The sequence below is a fragment of the Spongiibacter marinus genome (assembly GCF_016906995.1).
GTDB classification, from domain to species: Bacteria; Pseudomonadota; Gammaproteobacteria; order Pseudomonadales; family Spongiibacteraceae; genus Spongiibacter; species Spongiibacter marinus.
In genome coordinates, this window is record NZ_JAFBBD010000001.1 from 325627 (window position 1) to 348832 (window position 23206).

Genomic DNA, 23206 nt, shown 5'->3' on the forward strand with positions numbered 1-23206 from the left:
CGAATGGCAGGTCCGTAAAGCAGAAAAGAAAAGGCCCCGCGTTAGGCGAGGCCCTTGCTATTACAGTGCGCTGTCAACGAAGTCGCACAGCTGCGACTTGGACAAGGCGCCTACTTTGGTGGCTTCAGCATTACCGCCTTTGAAGATCATTAGCGTTGGAATGCCACGAACACTGAATTTGGCAGGGGTTTCTGAATTGGCGTCAACGTCGATCTTGCAGATCTTGATCTTGCCAGCGTAATCGCCAGAGATCTCATCAAGGACCGGCGCGATCATTTTACAGGGGCCACACCACTCCGCCCAGAAGTCTACCAGTACTGGCAGATCGGACTTCAGCACTTCTTCTTCAAAGCTGCTGTCGGTGACGTGAACGATGTTGTCGCTCATCTTGGTTCTCCAAGTTGATATCGTGATAACGGAATCGCGGATGATAACACAGCTCTAGACGCGATGTGAAAGCCATCAACATCGGCCTGCGCTGGCCAGCGTCGCCAGCGACCGCTATGCTAGCCGCCGTATCACTGACTAAGCTTAACGCCATGCCGCGCCTACTCTACAGCCTGTTCTTCTACCTGATTTTACCACTGGTCCTGTTGCGGCTAGGCTACCGAGCACTGCGCGCGCCCGACTACCGCCGCCGCATCGGCGAGCGCTTTGGCTTTGTCTCAGTGCCCGAGCAAACAGGGGGGCTGTGGGTACACGCGGTTTCCGTTGGCGAAAGCATCGCTGCTGCGCCGCTGATACAACATATGCTGGACCGACACCCAGAACTGCCCATTGTCGTCACCTGCATGACACCCACCGGCTCCAGCCGGATTCGCGCCATGTTTGGCCAACAGGTGCACCATGTCTACGCCCCCTACGACCTGCCTGGTGCCGTAGCCCGCTTCCTGCGCCGCACCCAGCCGCGCGCGGCGGTCATTATGGAAACCGAGATCTGGCCAAATATGGTGCAAATGACAGCGAAGCGCGGCATTCCTGTTGTGCTCGCTAACGCCCGTCTTTCCGCGCGCTCAGCCAGAGGCTACCAACGCCTATCCGGACTGAGCCGGCCGGTGATAAAAGCCTTTAGCCGGATCGTCGCCCAGGGCCAGGACGACGCCGAACGCTTTCTGAGCATTGGCGCCCACGCCGATCAACTGCGCGTTTCCGGCAGCATAAAGTTTGATGTCGCCATTCCCGATACCCTGCGCCAACACGCGCGGCAGACGCGTGAGCAATTTGGCCAGGACCGTCCCGTGTGGATCGCCGCCAGCACCCACGACGGCGAAGACAGCATATTACTGGACGCCCACCAGCGCGTACTCAAACAACAACCCGATGCCCTGTTGGTATTGGTGCCCAGGCACCCCGAACGCTTTGACGCCGTCGCCAAGTTGGTCGCCGCCAAGGGCCTGCCCTGCCGGCGTCGCAGTACCGAGAGCGCTATATCCCCCGACACTCAAGTTCTGCTGGGCGATACCATGGGTGAACTACTGCTGCTTTTGGGCACCGCAGATATTGCCTTTATCGGTGGCAGCCTGGTGCCGCGCGGCGGCCACAACAGTTTGGAAGCTGCCGCCTGGGGCTTGCCGGTACTGGCCGGCCCCAGCGACTTCAACTTTGCACAGATTAGTGAATTATTGCAGACCGCTGGCGGCCTGAGCCTGCTAGACAGTGCCGAAAGCATCGCCGCTGAACTCATCGCCTTGTTTGCCGACAGCGAGATGAGAGAAACCCGCGGACGCAACGCCCTGGCCGTTGTCGAGGCCAACCGTGGCGCACTGGCAAAACTGATTGAGGAAGTTGAGGGCGCGCTAACTCGTTAGTGCGCCCTCCGAAAGGGAAAATTACGCGGCGGGAACCGCGTTAGCAGGCGTGGATATCAGCGTTTGCCATTGCCGTTCAGCAATACTGCATCACCTTCCTGCAGCCACTGATTAAGCCCCTGCACATCCGCCGGGCTTAGAGTGCCGGCGTTCAGCTTGAGCTTGAGCATATCGACAACGTAGTCGTAGCGGGCGTTACTGTAGTCACGCAGTGCCGCATATAACTTGCGCTGGGCGTCCAATACATCAACCACGTTGCGCGTGCCGACATCGTAACCGGCTTCGGTCGCATCCAGGGCGCTACGCGCAGAGACAATATTCAGTTTGCGCGCCTTCACGGTTTGCACGGCAGTATTCACCGCAATGTGCTGGGCGCGCGTGCCGGCAATAACCTGGCGCTGCGTTAGCTGCGCGGTGTACTGCGCCGAATTGTATTGCTCGTAGGCTTGGCGGCGACCCGCACTAACGCCACCACCGGTAAACAGCGGCACCGTCAGCGTGACACGCAGGGCCTCAGTTTCATACTCACTGCCTGGCGGCACAGCAAAGGAACTGCTGGGGTTGAAACGCCGCGAGCCGTCCAGGTCTTCCTTGGTGTAGCTGAAGCTACCGCTAATCTTTGGCAAGTGCTCGCTCTTTTTCGCACGGGCATTTTCATAGGCGGAACCAGACGCCGCCGCTGCCACCTTGAGCTGGTAGTTGTTCTTTAAAGCCATATCGACCCAGGCTGCGCGACTGGCAGGCAGTGGATTATCGATAGGGAAACTCTCTTTCAATGACCACAGCTTGCCGTGATCTTTGCCTGTAAGGGTAGTGAGGTTCTCGCGGGCGATCGCCAGTGCGCCCTCAAAACCAAGGCGCTGAGCCACGGTAGAGTCGTATACCGCGCGCGACTCATGCACGTCGGTAATCGCGATCAGGCCAACATCAAAGCGCTGCTGCGTTTGCTCAAGCTGGCGCTTGGCCGCGCGCTCTTCTGCACGCGAGGCATCGAGATTTTCCCGCGCCTTTAGCACTTCAAAATACGCTTCGGATACACGCACAATCAGCTCTTGCTGGTCATACGCCAACTGCGCCTTGGCGCGCTCGGTGACTTTTTGGCCCGCCTTAAAGCTGAACCACGCCGGCAGATCGAAAATGGCCTGGCTCAGGCTCAAGGAGTAATTTTCCGTTTCCGAGCCGGTATGCACCTTCTGGTCAATAATTGACGTCGATCCACCGCCAAAAGCGCCAGCGGTAAAAGTCGTACTCTTTGACTGCGAGTCGGTTTCTGTATCCTGATAGTAGGCTTGGCCACTCAGCTGGGGCAGCAGCGCTGAACGACTAAGGTTTTCAGACTCCAGATCAGCGCGGTAGGTCGCCTCTGCGGCTTTTAACTGCGGATCGTTATTCACCGCAAGCTCGTAGACATCTAGCAATGTGTCGGCATGGGCGCCGGGAATACCCAAAGCCAGTGCAACAGCTGCACTGAGAAAGTGACGTTTGGCAATCATAGAGTTAACCTGTTCTGCTAACGGAGGGGCTGCGTCAGGCCCGCAGTGTATCAGACTCGTCCTATGCGAGAATGATTATTAAAAAATCTTATTGAATTAGAACGCAAATTCGGGAGCCTTGTGAAGACGCCGAACTACCAAGTTGACCTCAACGCGCATCTCGCCGACTGTGAGATGAATTATCTGCGTTTGCAGAAGTTACTGCCCGACGCCCTTCAGGCCGGTGACGAGCTCTGCATTGGGGTAGGCAATCACGCGCTGAATATTCGTGTGCGCGAGTGCGCGCCGTACACCAGCTTTCTCGACTTGCGGCTGGCCCAGGCAAAAACACAAGCCTGGGCCGCTATGTGCTTGCAGGTGCGCATCTATCACGACGCAAAGCTTGCCGAAGTCAGCGGCGCCGAGCAGGTCTATGCCCTGCGGCAACGCTACGACTACCCGAATAATAAAATGTTCCAACGCGACGAAAAGGCCCAGCTAAACCGCTTTCTTGGCGAATGGCTAAGCCAGTGCTTGCGGCACGGTCACCGGCACGACAGCACCGTATTAGAAAAGGTCAGCGCGACCGGCACACAATTTTAGCAGCGAGACTGCAGTCGCAAATCACACATTTATTGTCGTGGGGCAACGCCCTCTGATGGACTGCGTCTGGATTTGTGGCAACCCATACCGTATAAAAGCCGAAGATATTAACGAGGCTTACTGTGAACAGCGCCAACGCAACAGCGACTCCCGCGTTCTGCTTAGTGCAGATTACCGACTGCCACCTGGGCGCCAGCCCGGGCAGCTCGCTGTTGGGCATGGATACCGACCACAGCCTCGACGAAGTGCTCGCTTTGGTGCAACGCCAGCACCCGCACATCGACATGCTGGTAGTCTCTGGCGACCTCTCTGGTGACAGCAGCGCCGCGGCGTATCAGCGCCTGCTTCCCAAGCTCGATGGGCTGGCGGACACGATTGTATGGCTACCCGGCAACCACGACGACCCCGCTACCATGCACCAATGTGCGGGCGAGGCGTTGATGCCAAAGCAGGCAACACTCGGTAACTGGCAGCTGTTATTTTTAAACTCGGCGGTTAGCGGCCAAGTAGGCGGCCATCTCGCTGAAAGTGAATTGGCGCTGTGCCGCCAACACCCCTGCGACAGCAACACCTTTATCTTTGTCCACCACCACCTGAATAAGCTCGGTGCCGAATGGCTGGACGAGCAATTGATCGATAACGCCGATGCGCTGTTCGATATTCTCGACGACAAACCCGGCGTGGCGGCCATTGTATCCGGCCACGTACACCAAGCCTCGGAGCAGCGCCATCGCCAGCAACGCTTGCTGACGACGCCTTCAACCTGTATACAATTCGCGCCTGGCAGCCGCGACTTTGCCCTAGACGACCTAAACCCCGGCTACCGCTGGTTCACCTTGAACACCGACGGCAACTGGCAGACAGGCGTGGAGCGTGTTAGCGGCGTGGAATTTACGGTAGATAAAACGGCAAACGGCTACGAATGAGCGCAACAGTCATTTATATACACGGCTTTCTCTCTTCCCCCCAATCACACAAAGCACAACTGGTTAAACACTACTTTGCGCAGCATCACCCGTCGGTCAGGCTGTGTATTCCCAGCATGCCCAACAACCCGGCAGGGGCCTTTGCCAAACTGGCGCAAGTGGTGGAAGAGGAACTGGCCGCAGCACCGGACACCCTGGCACTTATCGGCAGTTCGCTGGGCGGCTTCTTCTCGACCGTACTGGCCGAGCGCCACCAGCTAAAAGCCGTGCTGGTCAACCCGGCAGTTACCCCGGGAGAGTGGGGAGAGCAGTTCATCGGCGAATACGACAACCCCTATACCGGCGAGCATTTCAGCGTGACAGAAGAAGACCTCGCCTGCCTGCGCGCGCTAACGCCAGCCGACATTACACCCGAGCACTACTGGCTAATGGCGCAAGAGGGCGACGAAACGCTGGATTACCGCCTCGCCGTGGCGGCTTATCGCGACTGTAAGCAGCTCGTTGAGCCCGGCGGTGACCACAGCTTCGTGAATTTCGAAGCGCATTTGCCCACAATAGTGGAATTTCTGGGCGTGGCTGGTTAACAATAGCCCACCCAAACCGATTCATTCACGGCGCCGCGATGCGGCCTCGCAGTGGTAGAGCATGTCACAATACACCTCACAATCGATCGAAGTTCTCACCGGCCTTGAGCCTGTGCGCAAGCGTCCGGGCATGTACACCGACACCGCCCGACCCAACCATCTGGCGCAGGAAATTATCGACAACAGCGTCGACGAAGCGCTGGCCGGCCACGCCAGTCAGATCACCGTCACCCTGCACAACGATGGTTCGCTAAGCTGCGCCGACGACGGCCGCGGTATGCCGGTAGACATCCACCCGGAGATGGGCCTGCCAGGTGTCGAAGTGATTCTCTCCACCCTGCACGCCGGGGGTAAATTCTCCAACGACAACTATCAGTTCTCCGGCGGCCTCCACGGCGTGGGGGTATCGGTGGTCAACGCTCTGTCATCGCTACTGGAAGTCACCATTAAACGCGACGGCCAGGTTCACCAAATGCGCTTTGCCAATGGCGACAAAGCCTCCGACCTGGAAGTCATCGACAGCTGCGGCAAGCGCAATACCGGCACCCTGCTGCGCTTTTGGCCAGATGCCCAATACTTCGACAGCGCCAAATTTTCGGTGCGCCGCCTCAAGCATGTGTTGCGTGCCAAAGCCGTACTCTGCCCGGGCCTGAAAGTTATTTTCAAAGATGAAACCGGCGAAGAGAGTGAGGAGTGGTACTACGAAGATGGCCTGCCCGACTACCTGGCCAGCCACACTCGCGAATACGAAACCCTGCCCGCGCAACCCTTTGTCGGCCATTTCAGTGGCAACACCGAAGGCGTGGACTGGGCTGTGCAATGGCTGCCCGAAGGCGGCGAGCCGCTGGCCGAGTCCTACGTTAACCTGATCCCCACCGCTCAGGGTGGCACCCACGTTAACGGCCTGCGCAGCGGCTTGCTGGATGCCATGCGCGAGTTCTGCGAGTTCCGCAACATGATCCCGCGCGGCGTCAAATTGACCCCAGACGATATCTGGGACAAGTGCAGCTATGTGCTGTCTTCCAAGCTGGCCGACCCACAATTTTCTGGCCAGACCAAAGAGCGTCTCAGTTCCCGCGAAGCCTCAGCCTTTGTATCGGGCGTGGCCAAAGATGCGTTCAGCCTGTGGCTAAACCAGCATACCGAAGAGGCCGAAAAACTCGCCGAGCTGTGCATTAGCAATGCCCAAAGCCGGCTGCGCAAAGCCAAAAAAGTGGTGCGCAAGAAAGTCTCCGCCGGACCGGCACTGCCCGGCAAACTGGCAGACTGTGCCGGTGTAGAGAGCGAGCGTTCGGAATTGTTCTTGGTGGAAGGGGACTCGGCGGGGGGCTCGGCTAAACAGGCTCGCGACCGTCAGTTTCAAGCCATCTTGCCGCTGCGCGGTAAAATTCTGAATACTTGGGAGGTGGACTCTCAGCAAATTCTTGCCTCGCAGGAAGTTCACGACATCTCCGTGGCACTGGGGGTAGACCCCGACTCCGACGATTTAAGCGGTCTGCGCTACGGCAAGATCTGTATTCTTGCCGATGCAGACTCCGACGGCGCCCACATCGCCACACTATTGTGCGCGCTGTTCCTGCGTCACTTCCGCCCGATGGTCGAACAGGGCCACGTATTTATTGCCATGCCACCGCTGTACCGCATCGACGTTGGCAAAGAGGTGTTTTACGCCCTCGACAACGACGAAAAGCAGGGCATTGTCGACCGCATAGAGGCGGAAAAAATCAAAGGCAAAGTATCCGTCACGCGCTTTAAGGGCCTCGGTGAAATGAACCCCTTACAACTGCGCGAAACTGTTATGGACCCGGATACTCGCCGACTGGTGCGCTTGGGCATCGAACCCGGCGATGACACCGATGCCCTGATGGATATGCTGCTCGGGAAAAAGCGTGCCGCAGACCGCAAGCAATGGTTGGAGCGCAACGGTGACGAGGCCGACGTCATCGTTTGATGGCTGTCATAAACTCACAGTAAAAGCGTCGCCAGCAAGCATTCACTAATTGTGGCCGCCGCGTAGTATCGGCAGGCACACACTAACAATAACAGGAATGCACCATGGAACAGCAACGGGAACCAATTCCCGGCTGGGCGCGCGCTTTTCTCGCCCTCGTCGACAAACTGATCTGGAACGCACCGGGCAAGCCGCGCATTCGCGTTGCCTGGGCAGTGGACTTCCACAAGATTTTTACCTTGCTCATCATCTACGCGATGATGAATTATTACGACAATTTCACCACCACTGCCTGGGTCTACCTTGGCCTACATGGCATTTATGGTTACTGCTGGCTGATAAAAGACTTCGGCTTTCGCGACCACCAATTCAATGACCGCATCAGCGTACTTGCCTCCATCAACCTCTATGTTTTTCTCATCGGCTGGTACTGGATCACCCCATGGCTGCTGATTTCCCGCTTCATTGAGCCCAGTGGCCCTGTCGTGTTTGCCGCCATTGCCATTCACACCCTCGGCGTTGTCACCATGATGGCCGCCGATGGCCAGCGCCACTGGATACTTAAATACCGCCAACAACCGGGGCTGATTACCGACGGCGTCTACCGCTACACCCGCAACCCGAATTACCTCGGCGAGCTAATGCTGTACGCCGCCTACCCAATGCTGGCCCAACACTGGATCGCCTGGGCAATCTACGCGTATATGGCCAGCTATTTCCTGGCGCGGATGAAGAACAAAGATCACGCCATTTCCCGTCACCCGGGCTGGCAGGAATACAAACAACAAACCGGCTTGCTGATACCCTGGCGCTTACTGACCGGTGCCGCTATTGCCGACCGCCTAAAACAATCCCCCTCGCACCCGGAGGCCAGCATCAATGCAAAATGAAACTTCCTGGAAGCGCTTTTATCGCTTCGCCGCATTCTTCAACTTCGCGGCGGCGTTTATGCTGCTATTTGCCACTGAGGCCTTCTTTGCCCTGCTGCAAATGCAAAGCCTCTATGTGCCCGAGCTACTGCCCTGGGCCCATCAATTTGGCGTGCTGGTATTGGTGTTTGGCTTTGGTTATTGGCGCATTGCCGGCAACCCAAAAGACCACAAAGACATTATCTGGATGGGTTGCATCGGCAAAACCCTGGTCTTCGTTGCGGCCTGGGTGGATGCATTGAGCTTTCCGGCACTGATGCCCTTCGCTATTTTTGTGATCGCCGATCTCGCCTTTGCGGTGTTTTACGGCCTGTACCTACTCAACCATGCCCGATACGAGGGCCAGCGCCAATTGCGCTAGCGCTCAACGCACGCGTAGTGCTTGTGGAGGGCCCCCGGGCCTTCCACCTTTTTAATTCTCGTCAGACTCTATCGCCCGACGCTCGCGATCATAGTCATCGTAGGGCTGCACCGTCTGCGCGATACATGCCTCGTACTGAGAGGGCGGCAGCTTATCGCACTCGAAACGATTACTCGCCTGAATACTCTCGTATAAGCCTCGGCTCGCACAACCGCTGAGTAAAATCAGCGCGCCAACCGCCGATACACGTTTCATCCGCATACTCCAACAATGTCGCTAGCGCCGGCGGCCGCCTGTTTTGGGGCCATTCTGTCGCCGTGGACGCGACTTGCCAGCCGCCCCTGCGGTGCCCGACAAACCGCCCACGGCTTGATTGATCTCCGCCATTTCCTCAGCGCTGAGGTTGCGCCACTGACCGAGCTTCAACGCATCCAGTTTGACGTTCATAATCCGCGTGCGCTTGAGCCGCGTTACTTCATAGCCAAAGTGTTCGCACATTCGCCGAATCTGGCGATTCATACCCTGCACCAAGATAATTTTGAACACATTGCGACTGAGGATCATGACCTTGCAGGGCTTGGTAACGGTGCCAAGGATAGGCACGCCTTTGGCCATTCGCTCGGCAAACTGTCCGCTCAACGGCTTATCGACGGTGACGATATATTCCTTTTCGTGGGCATTTTCAGCACGCAGAATTTTATTCACGATGTCGCCATCGCTGGTCAGAAAAATCAGCCCCTCGGAATCTTTGTCCAGGCGACCCACGGGAAAAATGCGCTTTTTGTGGCCGACGGCGTCGATAATATTGCCCGGCACATGGGCTTCGGTGGTACAGGTGATGCCCACCGGCTTGTGGTAGGCGATATACACCCTGTCGGTTTTATCCGGGTTTACCGTGCGAATGCGTTTGCCTTCCACCATCACGACATCGCCGGGCATCACCTGTGCGCCGAGACCGGGGCGTTTACCATTGATACTGACTTGATTCTGCAAAATCAGCTTGTCGGCTTCGCGACGCGAGCAATAGCCCGAGTCACTGATAAACTTATTTAAGCGCCGTCCTTCACCATTACTCACGCTGCATCTCTCTTTACTTGCTACTCACGCCCGCTACCGATGGTGGTCTCGGGATAACAAGTCTGACACAGAAATCATTGAGATGAACTACAAGCGCTGAGCAAAGCAGGGGCGAGGGAGAAAAAAGAGGTGGTCGCCGGCCACCTCCCTCCCCGAGGGGATTCTTAACGGCCGGTATAGCCACCGTCCATAACCAGTTCCGAGCCGGTCATATAACTTGCCGCGTCGGAAAGCAAAAACACAATACCCTGGGCAATTTCCTCTGCCCGCGCCATACGCCCCATCGGGATACTGGCCACCACTCGCGTAGCAAAGGCATTGGCGTCGTCCTCTGACAGCTTGGCCAGCGCGCCGCTTACCAGAGGCGTTTCTACATAACCGGGGTGAAGGGAGTTCACGCGAATACCGTAGTCGCGATCGGCACAATACAGCGCCAGCGACTTGGTCAGTGCGCGCTTTCACGGTCTGGATGGCCGCACGACTGCCGAGCCACCCAAAGACGATCGCAAACTGCTACAGCCCTTCCTCGAACTGGTTTCCCACACCTGCCAGCGTAAAACTACCAAGCCCCGCTTTCCCGAGGCTTTTTGTTTGGCTGATTACTGCTTAAGAAAATACAAAATAACTCAAATTGGCTAACTTTTTTATTCCGTTTCTACTCATTTTGAATGCAAAGTATCTGCTGCTTTCTATGCCCTTCGCCCCGTCATATCAGCCGCTAAAAGATCAGACATGGCCACTTTATAAGTATTATTTAAGCTAACTAAATATTTTCGGCATTCAAATTCATTTCATTCAAGTAGCTAGCTTTCTGAATAAAGCTGCAAGTCGCGCCCTGGCACGCTCCTGCGTAGAAAAAGCGTAAATGTCCCTCTCCTACCTACCAAGCGACGTTTAATCCAAAAGTTGCATTGTTTAAACAAGAGAATAGAAAGTAATTCGCCCAGCAACGCGAAATAAACCACTAAAATAGTGGGTTAGAAACTTTCACTCGCACCCACAGGCACTCGCTGTCATCACTGGATACGCTATCTTACAATACAGCCGCATATATCCGAGAGCGGAACCGCAGACCATCATGTATATGGCACTCAAACACACCAAAAAGTAGAGAACGCAATGCTCCAGCTAGGTAACGCGCATTTTCGCCACCCAGTGATTCAAGCACCGATGGCGGGTTCACAAGACAGTGAACTCGCGCTGGCTGTCGGCCGTGCCGGCGGGCTGGGTTCGCTGCCCTGTGCCATGCTAAGCCTCGATAAGCTGGAGCAGGAACTCCAGGTATTGCGGAGCTTGGAGAGCTATAACCTCAACTTCTTTTGCCACGATGCAGCAGCAGCCGAGCTCACTCGCAATGCCGAGAAACTCCAGCACTGGCAACAGCTATTGCAACCTTTTTACGAAGCGTGGGGAATCGCCCCACCCAACCCAATGACACCCGCGAGCCGCCAACCCTACAGTGCAGCGCAGGCAGAGTTGCTGGCCGCGTATCGGCCACCGGTAGTGAGTTTCCACTTCGGATTGCCAAAAGCCGCTTTGCTGCGCCAAATAAAAAGCTGGGGCACCGCCGTTATTTCAACCGCCTGCACCGTCGATGAGGCAGTGTATCTGCAGAGTGAAGGGGTAGACGCCATTATCTTGCAGGGGCTGGAGGCAGGAGGGCACCGCGGTCACTTCCTGCGCGGCGACCTGGCGGGGCAGATGCCCACACTGAAGCTATTGGAAGCTTGCCGAGATAAAATTTCGCTGCCACTTATTGCGGCTGGCGGCCTTAGCACCGCCCCTGCGGTTCGCCTCGCCATTGCCTCGGGCGCCATTGCCGTACAGGCTGGCACCGCCTATTTGTTGTGCCCAGAGGCAAAAACCTCTGCGGTTCACCGCCGCGCCATGACATCGGCAGCCGATGCCTCCACGGCTGAGGCAACCCAGCTGACAAATTTATTCTCCGGTCGACCGGCACGCGGGCTGAGCAACCAGCTCATGCAAACCCTGGGGGCACTTCGCGACGACCTGCCGGCGTTCCCACTTTGCAGCGGCCTACTTGCACCGCTACGCACGGCAGCAGAAGCGCAAAACAAGGGCGACTTTTCGCCGCTATGGGCCGGGACCTCTGTGCAAGACTGTCGCGTTACGTCCGCTGCAGAGGTAACTCAGCAGCTGGTCGCGGAAACTTTCCAGGGCTGACGAGCCGCAAACAAGGCTAGGAAAGCGAACACAGATCGTTGCACAATTGGACTGACGGCAAACCGCCTATCAGACTTGTCAGGGAGACAACCATGGAGCCACAAGGCGCTATCCTTCGCAGCCCCTTCGACTGCTATATAAACGCATGGCGACATTACGCGGACTTTAGAGGTCGCTCACGGCGGCGCGAATATTGGTTTTTTGTGCTGTTCAATATATTGATCAGCATGGCGCTAAGCATAATCGACAGCGCTTTGGGCCTGGGCAATGCCGAAATTGGCGCTGGGCTGTTTAGCGGCCTGTATGGCTTGGCGGTGTTGTTGCCATCAATAGGCTACGCTGCGCGCCGACTGCACGATATCGGCCGCAGCGCATGGTGGCTGCTGCTAATTGTGATTCCGCTACTGGGCCCCTTGGTTATTTTGGTGTTTACCGTGCTCGACAGCGAGCCCGGCGACAATGCCTTTGGCCCCAACCCCAAAGGCATTGACGACCCCGCTAGCTAGGAAATCAGCGTGACGACATCCTCCAGCGGCGCGCGATCCATGATCACCTTATTGATTTGCTCACCGGGCTGCTCGTAGCCGAAAGACAGCCCGCAGATAATGCCATGCCCCTCAGGCAGATTGGCGATCTCTTTGACCGGATCGGGGAAAAAGGCCAGCGCGCCCTGGGGAATGCTGGCCAGGCCGTAATCGACGAGCAGTAACATTAGCGTCTGCAGGTATATGCCAATATCGATCGCGTTCACCGAACCCATGCCGGTGGGCATAGAAATGAACGCGACGTGCGGGGCGCCAAAGAACTGCCAGTTCTTCAACATTAGGGCCTGACGCTTGTCTTTTTCGTGGCGCTCAATGCCCATGGTGCCGTAGTAGGTCATCGCGCAGTCGAATTGCCGCTCTTTATACACGCCGTCTAGATCGGCATCGCCGGGTTTAAAGGCGGGCGAGGGTGCCTTGCCACTGAGAATTTCTGTGACAATGGCATCTTCAAGCTTGTTGCGCGCCTCGCCACTCACCACCGTGATATGCCAGGGCTGGGTATTGCAGTTTGAGGGGGCGTGGCGGGCAATATCCAAAATTTCACGCAACAGTTCTTCAGGCACGGGGTCGGGCTTAAAGCCCCGAATGGAACGGCGGGCTTTTACGGCTTCAGCTACACGCATAATCTCTCACTGTCTTTGGCTCAAACGCCCTAGTCTAAACCAGTCGCGACAATGGGCAAGAGTTCACAGCCCGGTAAAATCATTATGACAGTTCAGCACCTTGTTCCTACAATACAGTAAAGGCAATTCGCGCAGACCCGCAGCAGCACTATGGAGCATACCCATGGCCCTTCGCGGCTTTTTCAACCACTACTACTCCGACGCTGCCGCCGCACGCCTGTTAAGGGATGTGCGCTATATCCATATTCTGGCAGCAATGGGTGCTACGGCGCTGATGATCCTGCTGAGCCAGGAACTTCCTCGCTATTTCATTACCAGCTGGCTGAGCACCCTGCTGTGTATCCAAGGCGGCCTAACCTTGATCCCAATGTTATTCCGCCACTATGGCTGCACTGACACCGTAAAAAACTGGCTGGTGCCTTACGGGGCGCTTAGCGTCTTGGGGCACCTGACCTGGGGCTGCCTGTTTTTGACGTTTGCCGACCATTTAACGCTGTGGCAGCAGATTTTGGTGATGCTGCTTTTGTTTGTGATTCTGTCCATGTCGATGCCCATGCTGGCGCGGTTTTACCCGCTGTTTTGCCTGGATGTTGTGATGCTTGGCCTGCCGTTTTTGGCGCTGCTGGCCGAGCGTCAGGATTTTGCATGGCAACTGTGGTTTGTGGCGGGGCTGCTACTCATGGGCACCCTCAGCCTGCTGTGTCGCGGCCACACTGAGGCTCAACAGCACCTGGATGCGGTTAAGCGCGACCCACTTACCGGCCTGCTAAACCGCGAAGCCTGCATTACCGCTCTGGCAAGCGCGGCGGGAGAGACGCGCGGCGCGCTTATTTGCCGTCTGCACAACTATCGCGCCATCTGCGATGCTTTTGGCAATCGCGCTGGCGATGCGGTGCTACAACACTGCGCCAACAGCCTGCGCTATGTCAGCGAACAGCAAAAGCTCACTGGCCGTGTTGGCGAAAACGAATTCTTTCTACCGCTGGCCGTTGCCGACTCGACGCTCTGGCAAAAACGCAGCCGACACCTGCTTCGCCAGATCGGCGCACAAATGAGCTGGGGGGAGCACCTTATCGCCCTCGATATCGGCATCGGTCTGGCGGCAATAGCCAGCAGCCCCGGAGCCGGTACGCCCGAAGAAGCCCTGCGCCACGCACAATTGGCGGCTGCCGTGCGCAACCCACACAGCCGGATCATCCAGTACCACCCCGAATTATGGGATCGGCTGCAGCGCGATGTCAGTCTGCGCTCAGCACTGCAAGGCGCTGCGTTATACGAGCAACTAACGCTGCACTTTCAGCCTATAAAGCGACTGCGCGACGGCGCAATCAACGGTGCCGAAGCGCTGTTGCGCTGGCAGCATCCCGAGCTTGGGCCAATACCGCCCGACGAGTTTATTGCCATTGCAGAACAGAGCGAGGTGATCAACGACCTTGGAGACTGGGTGATTCAGCAAGCCGCCAGGCACCTGGCTGAGATTCCCGGGGATGCGCCATTTTGCATTGCCGTGAACGTATCGATGGCGCAATTTACCAGCCCGCGCTTACTGGCAAGCCTTCGCGATGCCGTTGCCGAACTGCCGTGCAATCGTCGCTTGGCGTTGGAAATTACCGAGAGCGTGATGATGCTGGAGCCTTCGCTGGTTAACGATACGCTGGCAACCCTCGCCAGCCTCGGTGTCAAGGTCGCCCTTGACGACTTTGGCACGGGCTACTCGTCGCTGCAGTACTTGGCAACACTGCCCATTCATACGCTGAAAATCGATCGCAGTTTTGTCTCTGACCTGACTCAGGATAAACACCGAGCTGTGATTAAGGTCATTATTGAAATGGCCCATGCACTGGGTATTAACGTTGTTGCCGAAGGCGTGGAGAGTGCCGGGCAACTGACTGTTCTCGAAGAGTATCACTGCGACGAAGTCCAGGGTTACCACATTGCCCGGCCGGCGCCATTTAGCTCGCTTGTTGCCGCACTGCGCTAATCCTGCGCTGGCCGAGTAGGCTGTGCAGTCGGTATCATGCGCCGTCACATCCTTGCGCTGCGCCGTAATTTAAAGAGCTGTAATGACCGAACTCGCACCCCTGCAATATATCCTGATTGGGCTGATTTTTGTCTGGAGTGGCTTTGTTCGCTCCGGCCTTGGCTTCGGTGGCGCGGTGCTCTCGCTGCCCTTTTTGTTGCTGGTACACAACGCGCCGCTCGTGTACCTGCCGCTGATCTCCGTTCACTTACTGGTGTTTTCATCGTTAACCATCGCCCTGAATAATCGTCAGCGCCTCGGGGGCAGCAGCAGCGCCCAGAGCACGGTGGACTGGCAGTATTTATGGAAGGCGCTGGCAGTGATGATCGGCCCCAAATTACTCGGCGTCTTCGGTTTGATTACCCTGCCCAGCGGCGTACTCAGCGGTATTATTTTTAGTATCGTGATGCTGTATTCACTGAGTTATATTTTTAATAAGCCATTTCGCAGCAACAACCGCCTGGTCGATGCCGTGTTTCTAATGGCCGGGGGCTATATCAGCGGTACCTCACTCATCGGCGCGCCGCTGATCATAGCGGTGGTCGCCCAACACGTCGCCAAGGAGCGCCTGCGCGACACACTGTTTGCGCTATGGTTTATTCTGGTGACGATCAAAATGGCTGCTTTCGTCTGGGCCGGTGTAGACCTGCAGCTCATTCACCACCTCTGGTTGCTCCCCTGTGCTGCCGTTGGCCATGTTATCGGCCTGCGGGTACACGACCGCTTGCTACAGGCCGAAACGCCGATATTTTTCCGGGTAGTCGGTAGCGTGCTGTTGGCCATTAGTGTGGTTGGTTTATTTTCAGCGTTTCGCTAGGGCGACGCGCTACCTCCATTCAGGAGATCGCTTCCGTCACTGGCTGCCCGCGCCGGTAAATACGACTGACCCCATACACCGCCACCCCGGCAAGAATACCGGGCAGGCCTTCATAGACCATGTTGTGAAGGTCGAAATAACGCCACAGTAGTGCCGTGCTGATCCCAACCACACTCATCGCAATACTGACGCCCTGGCCGGGGCGGCCGCCAAAAATAAGCACCAGCAACAGCGGCACAAACGCACTGGCTAATCCGGACCACGCCATAACCACCATGGCGAAAACGCTTTGCGCACTGAGTAGCGCCCAGGCCAGAGCCGTGGCGGTAATACCAAACGTAGACAGTTTTAACAGCCAGGGCTTTTCAATATTTTGCGGCAACAGGTCGTGAGTTAGCGCCGCCGATGAGCTGAGAATTAACGAATCGGCAGTGGATAGCGTCGCGGCAAACACCCCGGCGAGAATCAGGCCGACCAGCACCGGCGGTAAAAGCTGTTGCGCCATAGTTGGCAGAGCGAGCTCAGCGTCGAAGCTACCGGCCTCGGGCAAGTAGAGCCGCGACAGCAAACCAACAGACGTGGCCATTAAGTAAAAAGCGGTAAACCACAGGTAATACCACTGGCGTGCGCGGTTCATATCCCCACCATCTCGCAGCGTCATAAACCGCACCATCACATGGGGCTGACCAACCACGGACAGGCCGGCAAATAACCAGCCCAATGCGAATAACACCGCCCCAGCGACACCGGGAAAGGCAAGATCCTGAGGAAACCAGTTCATATAATCGGGCACGTCGCGCAACTGAGACAGTGTCGCTTGAGCCCCGCCCAGGCCATCGACCGCCACCCACAGCAGCAGTCCCATCGCAGAGATCATCACCATCGACTGCGCGGCATCAGTCCAGATTGATGCGCGGATACCGCCCGCCAGGCAGTACATCAACACCAGTACGGCACCACTGACCGCCCCCGCCCAAATTGGCCAATCAAACAAGACGTGCAAGGCCTTACTACCGGCAAGCAGTTGCGCGGCGGCGTAAGCGACTAACAGCAACAAACAAATGCTTGCAGCCAGCCGTTGGTAGGCGGGTTTTGTGCCACCGGACCAGGACGACAACACGCCGATATAACTGACCTCGCTGCGTTTTTCCGTCATCGTCCGCAGGCGACGGTGCACAAAGTGGGACGCGATAAAGTCGCCACCAATCCAGCCCAACATAACCCAAAAAGCGGATAAGCCGACGGTGTAGGTATAGCCGATAACGCCGATAAACATATAGCCACTGTTATTCGTGGCCACGGCAGAAAGGCCGACGAGCCAGGGCTTAACGCTATTGCTGGCAAGGTAGTAATCCTTGCTCTGGTGACTACTAAAGAAAAGGGAAGAGAGGCCAATAAGGACGAATAGGCTTAAAAAAGCAATAAAACTCCAGGCAGTAAGCATAGGCTTCCTATTATTACTGCCCGGTGCCGAGCAGCGTTAAATATTATCGTTAACCGTTGGCTCTAGCAGCTCGTGTACCAGCGGGTGCTCACGCAGTGATTCCAGTGCGGGGTCCCGCTCCAGCTCTTCGCGATAGGCCTCGGCCTGAGCAACCGCCTTGGCAAAGTAGCGAGCGGCATCGTCGAGGTTGCCCATTGCCGAGTGTGCACAGGCCAACTGGTAAAACGCATGACCGTTGGTTTCGTCGAGACTCAGCGCCTGGTTACACAGGTTAACCGCCCACTGGGGCTCACCCTGGTCCAGCGCGGCATCGGCCTTATAGGTAATGGCTTCAATATCGCTGGGGCGAATGGCAAGTATTTGATCGTAGATGCCAATTTTACCCGCCGGACTGGCCTCCTGACTGGCGCGCAACCACAGCGAATGGATCTCCTGCGTACGGTTGATTTCCTCGCGGTTGGACTCGATGTGCTCAGTTTCTTGTTTGAGTTGTCGCTCTATCACGCGTAGGCGCTTTTCGTATTCTTCAACGATGTCCGCAACCTGCTCATTGGCAACGCTGTGAACCTTGTCGCGAATATCACGCAGGGAATTCCAGCCGATCAACACCAGCGCCGAACTGACACCGGCGATCAGATAGAAGAAGTAGGTAACGGTATTGGTGGCGTAAGACACCGCTTTATCTGCAGCGCCAAGCTCGCGATCCACCACTTCCTGAGTGAGTTCGCGGTGCTTGCGCTCCATATCCACCCGCAGCGAACGCACTTCATCGAGGATATAGCGCTCGATGAAGGGCGAGTAGAGCGGCTCTTGAAGTTGATCAATATGCTGATCAACTTGTGTGTCGCTGACCTCTTGCTCCGAGTCGGCAAACGCCATTAAGGGAAGTAGCGCTGCCACTATCCAGCACAGGGTCAAGCCACGCATATTGCCTCTCCGTGATCATGGACTTCTACTAAACAACGGTGCAGGTTGGCGACCGCTGCCTCGTAGTCATCTTCATTGATCACGAACTGCATGTCCACTTGACGCATAGACTGGTGCATAGCCAGCACACTGATATCTGCCGACGCCAATGCCGAGACCGTTTTTGCCAGCATGCCAGGCACTTTCATATCGCTGCCGATGGCGGACACAATAGCCACCTTGCGCGTACTGACCTCTGCCGTCGTAAACTCATCACTGACCGCTTTAACAATGCGCTTAACCGTTTTCAGGTTGGTGCCCAAGTAGTGGGTGATGGTGTTGGCGTTGATATCTTTGGTGATCACCGTCGCTTTAAAGCGAGAGATCGCACTGAGTATTTTCTGCTCGTAATCCCACAGCGAGCCAACCATGTCTTGGTCGAAAACTTCCAGCGCGTACACTTGCTTGCGGCCCGCAATAATTTCTACACAGGGTCGCTCACTGGTGTATTCACCATCGATTAAGGTGCCGCTGTGCTCGGGTTCAAAGGTGTTTTTCACCCGCAACGGAATATTGTCCTGGCGCAGGCCCTTGGCTGCGCGCGGGTGAATCGCCTCCATGCCAAGGTTGGCCAGCTGATCGGCAACATCGTAGTTAGTGCGGCCGATCGGCACGACCTTCTCGGCACCCACTAAACGCGGATCAGCACTACTGAGGTGATACTCCTTGTGAATAATCGCTTCGTCGGCCTTACTCATCACCGCCAAACGGCTAAAGGTCATCTCGCTGTAGCCGCGGTCAAAAGTCGCCATCAAGCCTTCGCTGCAGTAGGCGTAACCGGTGACGATGGGCAGCTCTTTTTGCACATCAATTTTATCCAGCTCGCGCAGAATGTGTGCATCCAAGGGGATTGCCGACTCCATTCTCCAACCGGAAAGGTCAACAAAGCGCGCGTTAATACCGTCGCGCTGCAGCAGCTTGGCGGTATTCCAGGCACTGTGAACTTCGCCAATGCTGGCCAGCATTTCACGCACCGTTAGCAGGTGGTCTTCCAAACCAAAGTGGCCGTGCTGGCACAGGCGGTGCAAGTTGTCCATGCAGCGCTCGGCCTCGAATAAGCGGCCATCAATAAACGCATTGGCCTCATTGAGCTGCTCGGCGTCGTCGAACAACTCCTCATTAATTTGGTGCAGGGCTTTGGCCACATTGCGCAGCGCTTCCCGCCACAATGCTTCGCTGCCTTCGTCGTCGGCAAATAAACCGTAGACACCGGGGTTACCGTTGCGCTTGTTCTCCAGCAGCATGTCGGTTACACCACCGTAGGCAGACACAACAAAAATTCTGCCGTACAGGTGGTCGCCCTCGGCTCCCGCCAGGATGATATTGTCGCGCACCGCGGCGTAATCGCTCATCGACGTGCCGCCAATTTTTTCTACACTGTGTGACATCGTATTCTCCATTCGGTCATTAAAAAGGACGTTATCCGCGTGCTTTTTAACAATCAGTCAATGGGGTAAACGCCATTTTCATCGTGAACTTCCTTGCCACTCAGTGGCGGATTAAATACACAGGCCATTTTCATGTCTTCGCTGCCGCCGCGAAGCAGGTGCTTGTCGTGCTTGTCGAGGATATACAGCGTACCGGGTTCAATTTTGTAGATTTTGCCGTCTTCAACCGTTTCAATCTCGCCATTGCCCGACATGCAGTACACGGACTCAAGGTGATTCTGGTAGTGAATCGGCGTTTCGGTACCTGCAAGAATGGTAGTGATATGGAAAGAAAAACCCATATTGTCGTCTTTCAGCAGCATGCGCACACTTTGCCAATTGCCACCGTCAACTTTGCGTTCTGAATTTTCACACTCTTCTAATGTTCTTACGATCATTACTCGGTTTCCAATTTCTTTAGTCGATACAACGGTCCGCCATTACGGCGGACCCAAATCGAGCCCGGGCGGGCCCGAACACAAGGCGGGATTAAGACGCTTTCTTAACGTCTTTCAACAACACTTCCGAAACGGCATCGGCGACGATGTCCATGCCGCGAATCAGCTCGTCTTTGTCGATGGTCAGCGGGCAGAAACATTTTACGATGTGCCCACGGTTACCACAGGTTTCAATTACCAGGCCTCGCTCAAAACAGGCGCGGGCAACTGCATCGGCAGTATCGCCATCGGCAAGGGCAATGCCCTGCATCATGCCGCGACCTTTAACCGCCGCGCGCGTAACGCCGTAGCGGTCAGAAATTTTCTTAAAGCGGTCGCGCACAATCGCCGACTTTTCAATGATCTCGTTAGAGAAGCTTTCATCTTTCCAGAAATGGCGGATGGCAGCCGCTGCGGTAACAAAAGCGTGGTTATTACCACGGAAAGTACCGTTGTGCTCACCCGGTGCCCACACGTCCAGGTCCGGGCGCAACAATACAATTGCGCAGGGCAGGCCGTAGCCACTCAGTGACTTCGACATAGTCACAATGTCGGGCTTAATACCGCTGGGCTCAAAGCTGAAGAAGGTACCCGTGCGGCCACAGCCGGCCTGGATATCATCCACAATCAACAGGATATCGTGCTTGCGGCACAGTTTTTCCAAGCCGCGCAACCAATCGCTATTGGCGACATTCAAACCGCCTTCACCTTGCACACACTCCACCAGCATCGCCGCCGGCAGATCGATACCCGACGACGGATCGCTAAGCAGCTTGTCCATCATCTTGATGGTGTCGGCATCGCGACCGTGGTAACCGCAGAACGGCATACGCGAGATGTCGCCCAGCGCCACACCCGCACCGCCGCGGTGATGGCTGTTACCCGTTGCCGCAACACTGCCCAGAGTCACGCCGTGAAAGCCGTTGGTGAACGATACAATGGTATTGCGACCGGTCACTTTGCGCGCCAGCTTCATCGCCGCTTCGACGGCGTTGGTGCCAGTGGGGCCAGTAAACTGGAAGGTGTACTCCATATCGCGCGGCTTGAGGATGTTCTCGTTAAACGCGTCGAGGAAGTCGGCCTTGGCGTCGGTGTGCATATCCAGACCATGGGTAATGCCGTCGCGCATGATGTACTCAACCAGCGCTTCTTTGAGCACTGGGTGGTTATGGCCATAGTTCAGCGTGCCCGCCCCGGCAAGAAAATCCAGGTATTTGTTGCCGTCAACGTCGTACAGGTATTCACCCTGCGCCTTATTAAACGTTACCGGGAATGAACGTGCATAACACTGCACTTCTGATTCAAGCTGATCAAAAATAGTCATAATAATGTCCTCTTAGCATCCTTTAATGTTGTCGACCGCTATTGTTCTAAAGGGGGTCGAGGGAAGGGTCCGATGCGAAGCAACGCCTCGCTGTCGTGTTTTCCGTGGAAGTGGGCCTCGCGCTCGAACCAGATGTCGTGGTTCAGCTCGGTGTTCATATCCCGAGCAAAGCTGCGGAACAGTGCCCATGACGCCTCGTTGTCTGGCGTGATCGTCGTTTCTAAAAATCGCACATTGGCGCAGGCTGGCCGCTGCACAATTTCCTGCATCATTTTCTTCGCCAATCCCCGGCCACGTTGACTCTTATCAACCACAACCTGCCACACGAATACCGAGTCGGGCTTTGCCGGTGGGATGTAAGCGGAAATAAAGCCAACCAGTTGGCCGTTTTCTTCGACGGCAACCGAGGTTTCTGCAAAGTGGGTGCACTGCAGTAAATTGCAGTAGACCGAATTCGGATCGAGGGGGGGGCTGTTCGCCACCAATTGATTGAGTGGATAGCCATCTTCCGCCGTTGGTTGGCGAAAATTTAGCTCAAAAGCGTCCGCTGACGTCGCTTCATTTGATTTCAACACAATTTATTTGTGTTCATTGTAAACAGGGCGCAATAATGGGCAAAAATTAGACAATATTTACCGTTTTCGGCCTGTTTATGAACTCAACCTCCCAAATAATTACTTAGTACACGAAGCATTATAACCTCGGCGCTGAGCATTTTTCAAACAAAGGCTTAGAGAGCGATGCATTATAGCGATGCATTTTTGCCGCAAGCGCACTAAAATGGGCCGATTGCGAGGACATCCAACATGAAAGATGACGACAATATCGAAGAGGTTTTGATTGCTTTGCGGCGCGTTACCCGCGCCGTTGATTTGCACTCCAAACACCTGATGAAGACCTCCGGCCTGACAGCGCCACAGATGCTGATTCTGCAAACTCTGCGCGACCAGGGCGACGCCATCATTTCCGATATCGCCAAGCAGGTGAGCCTGAGCCAGGCGACCGTTACCAGCATCATAGACCGGCTGGAAAAGCGCCAGCTGGTGGTACGGGAGCGCTCCAGCCAGGATAAGCGCAAGGTGTTTGCCTGCCTGACGGAGCAGGGCGCAGAGATTATTCGCAACGCGCCAACACCGCTCCAGGAATACTTCAAGCGGCAGTTCCGCGACCTGCAGGACTGGGAACAAATGCAGATCATCAGCTCGCTACAGCGCGTTGCACAGATGATGGACGCACAACATATTGATGCTGCACCGCTGCTGGATGTGGGCGCCATCGACCGCCAGAGTGAACATGAGCAACCGAGCTTTGGCTTCAATGAAAAATAGTCGCACGGCCGTTGTTCTTTCAGCCTTGCTGCTGGCCGCTTGCGGCAAGCCCGGCAACAAGGCGGTGATGCCATCATCCCCTGACTTAAAGACGCTCTATATTCAGAGTTGCTATAGCTGCCATAGTCGCGGCACTAAAGGAGCCCCTCGCAGCGGCAATGCCGAAGACTGGCGGCCGCGACTCGAAAAGGGCATGGATATCCTTCTGCAGCACACCGCAGGTGGCTTTAAGGCCATGCCAGCAAAAGGGATGTGCGGTAGCTGCAGCCGCGAAGACTATCGTGCGCTGATCACGTTTATGGCCACGCCGCACCAAACCTCGCCTAAAGCAGCCGAAAACGACTAAGCTAGAACCTCGTGGCGCTGATCTAGCGCCAATG

25 protein-coding genes are annotated in these 23206 nt (G+C 56.0%); 13 read left to right on the plus strand and 12 right to left on the minus strand.

Annotated features, from left to right (window positions below):
* Nucleotides 1-60: 60 nt before the first annotated feature.
* Nucleotides 61-387: a thioredoxin TrxA gene (gene trxA / locus HNR64_RS01535; protein ID WP_027873332.1), complete on the minus strand. Its 327-nt coding sequence runs from the start codon at nt 385-387 to the stop codon at nt 61-63.
* A 65-nt stretch (nt 388-452) separates the two neighbouring features.
* Between trxA and waaA the strand changes: the two genes are divergently transcribed.
* Nucleotides 453-1808 carry a lipid IV(A) 3-deoxy-D-manno-octulosonic acid transferase gene (gene waaA, locus HNR64_RS01540; protein ID WP_338061798.1) on the plus strand — a complete coding sequence of 452 codons (1356 nt, stop codon included), beginning with the start codon at nt 453-455 and terminating at the stop codon, nt 1806-1808.
* 56 nt (nt 1809-1864) lie between these two features.
* Here the strand turns inward: waaA and HNR64_RS01545 are convergent, their stop codons facing one another.
* Nucleotides 1865-3301, minus strand: coding sequence for a TolC family outer membrane protein (locus HNR64_RS01545; RefSeq protein WP_204994853.1), 1437 nt, complete (start codon nt 3299-3301; stop codon nt 1865-1867).
* Between the two features lie 120 nt (nt 3302-3421).
* On the opposite strand from HNR64_RS01545, the gene HNR64_RS01550 reads away from it, so the two are divergent.
* The 6 genes from HNR64_RS01550 to HNR64_RS01575 all read left to right on the plus strand — a co-directional run bounded on the left by HNR64_RS01550 (nt 3422) and on the right by HNR64_RS01575 (nt 8634).
* Nucleotides 3422-3883, plus strand: coding sequence for a DUF1249 domain-containing protein (locus HNR64_RS01550; protein ID WP_338061799.1), 462 nt, complete (start codon nt 3422-3424; stop codon nt 3881-3883).
* A gap of 122 nt (nt 3884-4005) precedes the next feature.
* A complete protein-coding gene (gene cpdA / locus HNR64_RS01555) occupies nt 4006-4809 on the plus strand; it encodes a 3',5'-cyclic-AMP phosphodiesterase (protein WP_204994854.1) in 804 nt (267 codons plus the stop codon).
* The gene (locus tag HNR64_RS01560) at nt 4806-5393 is read left to right on the plus strand and encodes a YqiA/YcfP family alpha/beta fold hydrolase (RefSeq protein WP_204994855.1); all 588 of its coding nucleotides are present in this window, start codon (nt 4806-4808) and stop codon (nt 5391-5393) included. Before cpdA ends, HNR64_RS01560 begins: the two co-directional genes overlap by 4 nt.
* Nucleotides 5394-5454: 61 nt before the next feature.
* A complete protein-coding gene (gene parE, locus HNR64_RS01565) occupies nt 5455-7344 on the plus strand; it encodes a DNA topoisomerase IV subunit B (RefSeq protein WP_027873337.1) in 1890 nt (629 codons plus the stop codon).
* Between the two features lie 104 nt (nt 7345-7448).
* A complete protein-coding gene (locus HNR64_RS01570; protein WP_239547416.1) occupies nt 7449-8234 on the plus strand; it encodes a methyltransferase family protein in 786 nt (261 codons plus the stop codon).
* Nucleotides 8224-8634 carry a hypothetical protein gene (locus HNR64_RS01575; protein WP_204994856.1) on the plus strand — a complete coding sequence of 137 codons (411 nt, stop codon included), beginning with the start codon at nt 8224-8226 and terminating at the stop codon, nt 8632-8634. The genes HNR64_RS01570 and HNR64_RS01575 overlap by 11 nt, the downstream gene beginning before the upstream one ends.
* Before the next feature lie 51 nt (nt 8635-8685).
* Here the strand turns inward: HNR64_RS01575 and HNR64_RS01580 are convergent, their stop codons facing one another.
* The 3 genes from HNR64_RS01580 to HNR64_RS01590 all read right to left on the minus strand — a co-directional run bounded on the left by HNR64_RS01580 (nt 8686) and on the right by HNR64_RS01590 (nt 10160).
* Nucleotides 8686-8889: a hypothetical protein gene (locus HNR64_RS01580; protein ID WP_204994857.1), complete on the minus strand. Its 204-nt coding sequence runs from the start codon at nt 8887-8889 to the stop codon at nt 8686-8688.
* A gap of 21 nt (nt 8890-8910) precedes the next feature.
* Entirely contained in the window at nt 8911-9711 is an 801-nt protein-coding gene (gene rluF, locus HNR64_RS01585) for a 23S rRNA pseudouridine(2604) synthase RluF (RefSeq protein ID WP_204994858.1), read from the minus strand.
* A 164-nt stretch (nt 9712-9875) separates the two neighbouring features.
* The gene (locus tag HNR64_RS01590; protein WP_275587295.1) at nt 9876-10160 is read right to left on the minus strand and encodes an SDR family oxidoreductase; all 285 of its coding nucleotides are present in this window, start codon (nt 10158-10160) and stop codon (nt 9876-9878) included.
* Between the two features lie 670 nt (nt 10161-10830).
* On the opposite strand from HNR64_RS01590, the gene HNR64_RS01595 reads away from it, so the two are divergent.
* Both HNR64_RS01595 and HNR64_RS01600 read left to right on the plus strand, forming a co-directional pair.
* Nucleotides 10831-11895, plus strand: a complete 1065-nt coding sequence (locus tag HNR64_RS01595) for an NAD(P)H-dependent flavin oxidoreductase (protein WP_204994859.1) — start codon at nt 10831-10833, stop codon at nt 11893-11895.
* A gap of 92 nt (nt 11896-11987) precedes the next feature.
* Nucleotides 11988-12401 carry a DUF805 domain-containing protein gene (locus HNR64_RS01600; protein WP_204994860.1) on the plus strand — a complete coding sequence of 138 codons (414 nt, stop codon included), beginning with the start codon at nt 11988-11990 and terminating at the stop codon, nt 12399-12401.
* Here HNR64_RS01600 and HNR64_RS01605 read toward each other — a convergent pair.
* Nucleotides 12398-13063, minus strand: coding sequence for a nitroreductase (locus HNR64_RS01605; protein ID WP_204994861.1), 666 nt, complete (start codon nt 13061-13063; stop codon nt 12398-12400). The two genes, HNR64_RS01600 and HNR64_RS01605, sit on opposite strands and share 4 nt — an antisense overlap.
* Nucleotides 13064-13226: 163 nt before the next feature.
* Between HNR64_RS01605 and HNR64_RS01610 the strand changes: the two genes are divergently transcribed.
* On the plus strand, nt 13227-15044 hold the full coding sequence (locus tag HNR64_RS01610) for a putative bifunctional diguanylate cyclase/phosphodiesterase (RefSeq protein ID WP_204994862.1): 1818 nt from the start codon (nt 13227-13229) through the stop codon (nt 15042-15044).
* A gap of 82 nt (nt 15045-15126) precedes the next feature.
* A complete protein-coding gene (locus HNR64_RS01615; protein ID WP_204994863.1) occupies nt 15127-15900 on the plus strand; it encodes a sulfite exporter TauE/SafE family protein in 774 nt (257 codons plus the stop codon).
* Nucleotides 15901-15919: 19 nt separating this feature from the next.
* On the opposite strand, the gene HNR64_RS01620 is transcribed toward HNR64_RS01615, so the two are convergent.
* The 6 genes from HNR64_RS01620 to ectA all read right to left on the minus strand — a co-directional run bounded on the left by HNR64_RS01620 (nt 15920) and on the right by ectA (nt 22073).
* The gene (locus HNR64_RS01620; protein ID WP_204994864.1) at nt 15920-17344 is read right to left on the minus strand and encodes a sodium/proline symporter; all 1425 of its coding nucleotides are present in this window, start codon (nt 17342-17344) and stop codon (nt 15920-15922) included.
* 36 nt (nt 17345-17380) lie between these two features.
* Nucleotides 17381-18271, minus strand: a complete 891-nt coding sequence (locus HNR64_RS01625; protein WP_204994865.1) for a TPR end-of-group domain-containing protein — start codon at nt 18269-18271, stop codon at nt 17381-17383.
* On the minus strand, nt 18259-19698 hold the full coding sequence (locus tag HNR64_RS01630; RefSeq protein ID WP_204994866.1) for an aspartate kinase: 1440 nt from the start codon (nt 19696-19698) through the stop codon (nt 18259-18261). The genes HNR64_RS01625 and HNR64_RS01630 overlap by 13 nt, the downstream gene beginning before the upstream one ends.
* Before the next feature lie 53 nt (nt 19699-19751).
* Nucleotides 19752-20135: an ectoine synthase gene (locus tag HNR64_RS01635; RefSeq protein ID WP_204994867.1), complete on the minus strand. Its 384-nt coding sequence runs from the start codon at nt 20133-20135 to the stop codon at nt 19752-19754.
* Nucleotides 20136-20226: 91 nt separating this feature from the next.
* Nucleotides 20227-21498, minus strand: a complete 1272-nt coding sequence (ectB, locus tag HNR64_RS01640; RefSeq protein WP_204994868.1) for a diaminobutyrate--2-oxoglutarate transaminase — start codon at nt 21496-21498, stop codon at nt 20227-20229.
* Nucleotides 21499-21536: 38 nt separating this feature from the next.
* Nucleotides 21537-22073, minus strand: coding sequence for a diaminobutyrate acetyltransferase (gene ectA, locus HNR64_RS01645; protein ID WP_204994869.1), 537 nt, complete (start codon nt 22071-22073; stop codon nt 21537-21539).
* A gap of 231 nt (nt 22074-22304) precedes the next feature.
* On the opposite strand from ectA, the gene HNR64_RS01650 reads away from it, so the two are divergent.
* The gene (locus HNR64_RS01650; protein WP_036255765.1) at nt 22305-22826 is read left to right on the plus strand and encodes a MarR family winged helix-turn-helix transcriptional regulator; all 522 of its coding nucleotides are present in this window, start codon (nt 22305-22307) and stop codon (nt 22824-22826) included.
* Entirely contained in the window at nt 22816-23172 is a 357-nt protein-coding gene (locus HNR64_RS01655; protein WP_239547418.1) for a c-type cytochrome, read from the plus strand. Before HNR64_RS01650 ends, HNR64_RS01655 begins: the two co-directional genes overlap by 11 nt.
* The last annotated feature ends 34 nt before the right edge of the window (nt 23173-23206 follow it).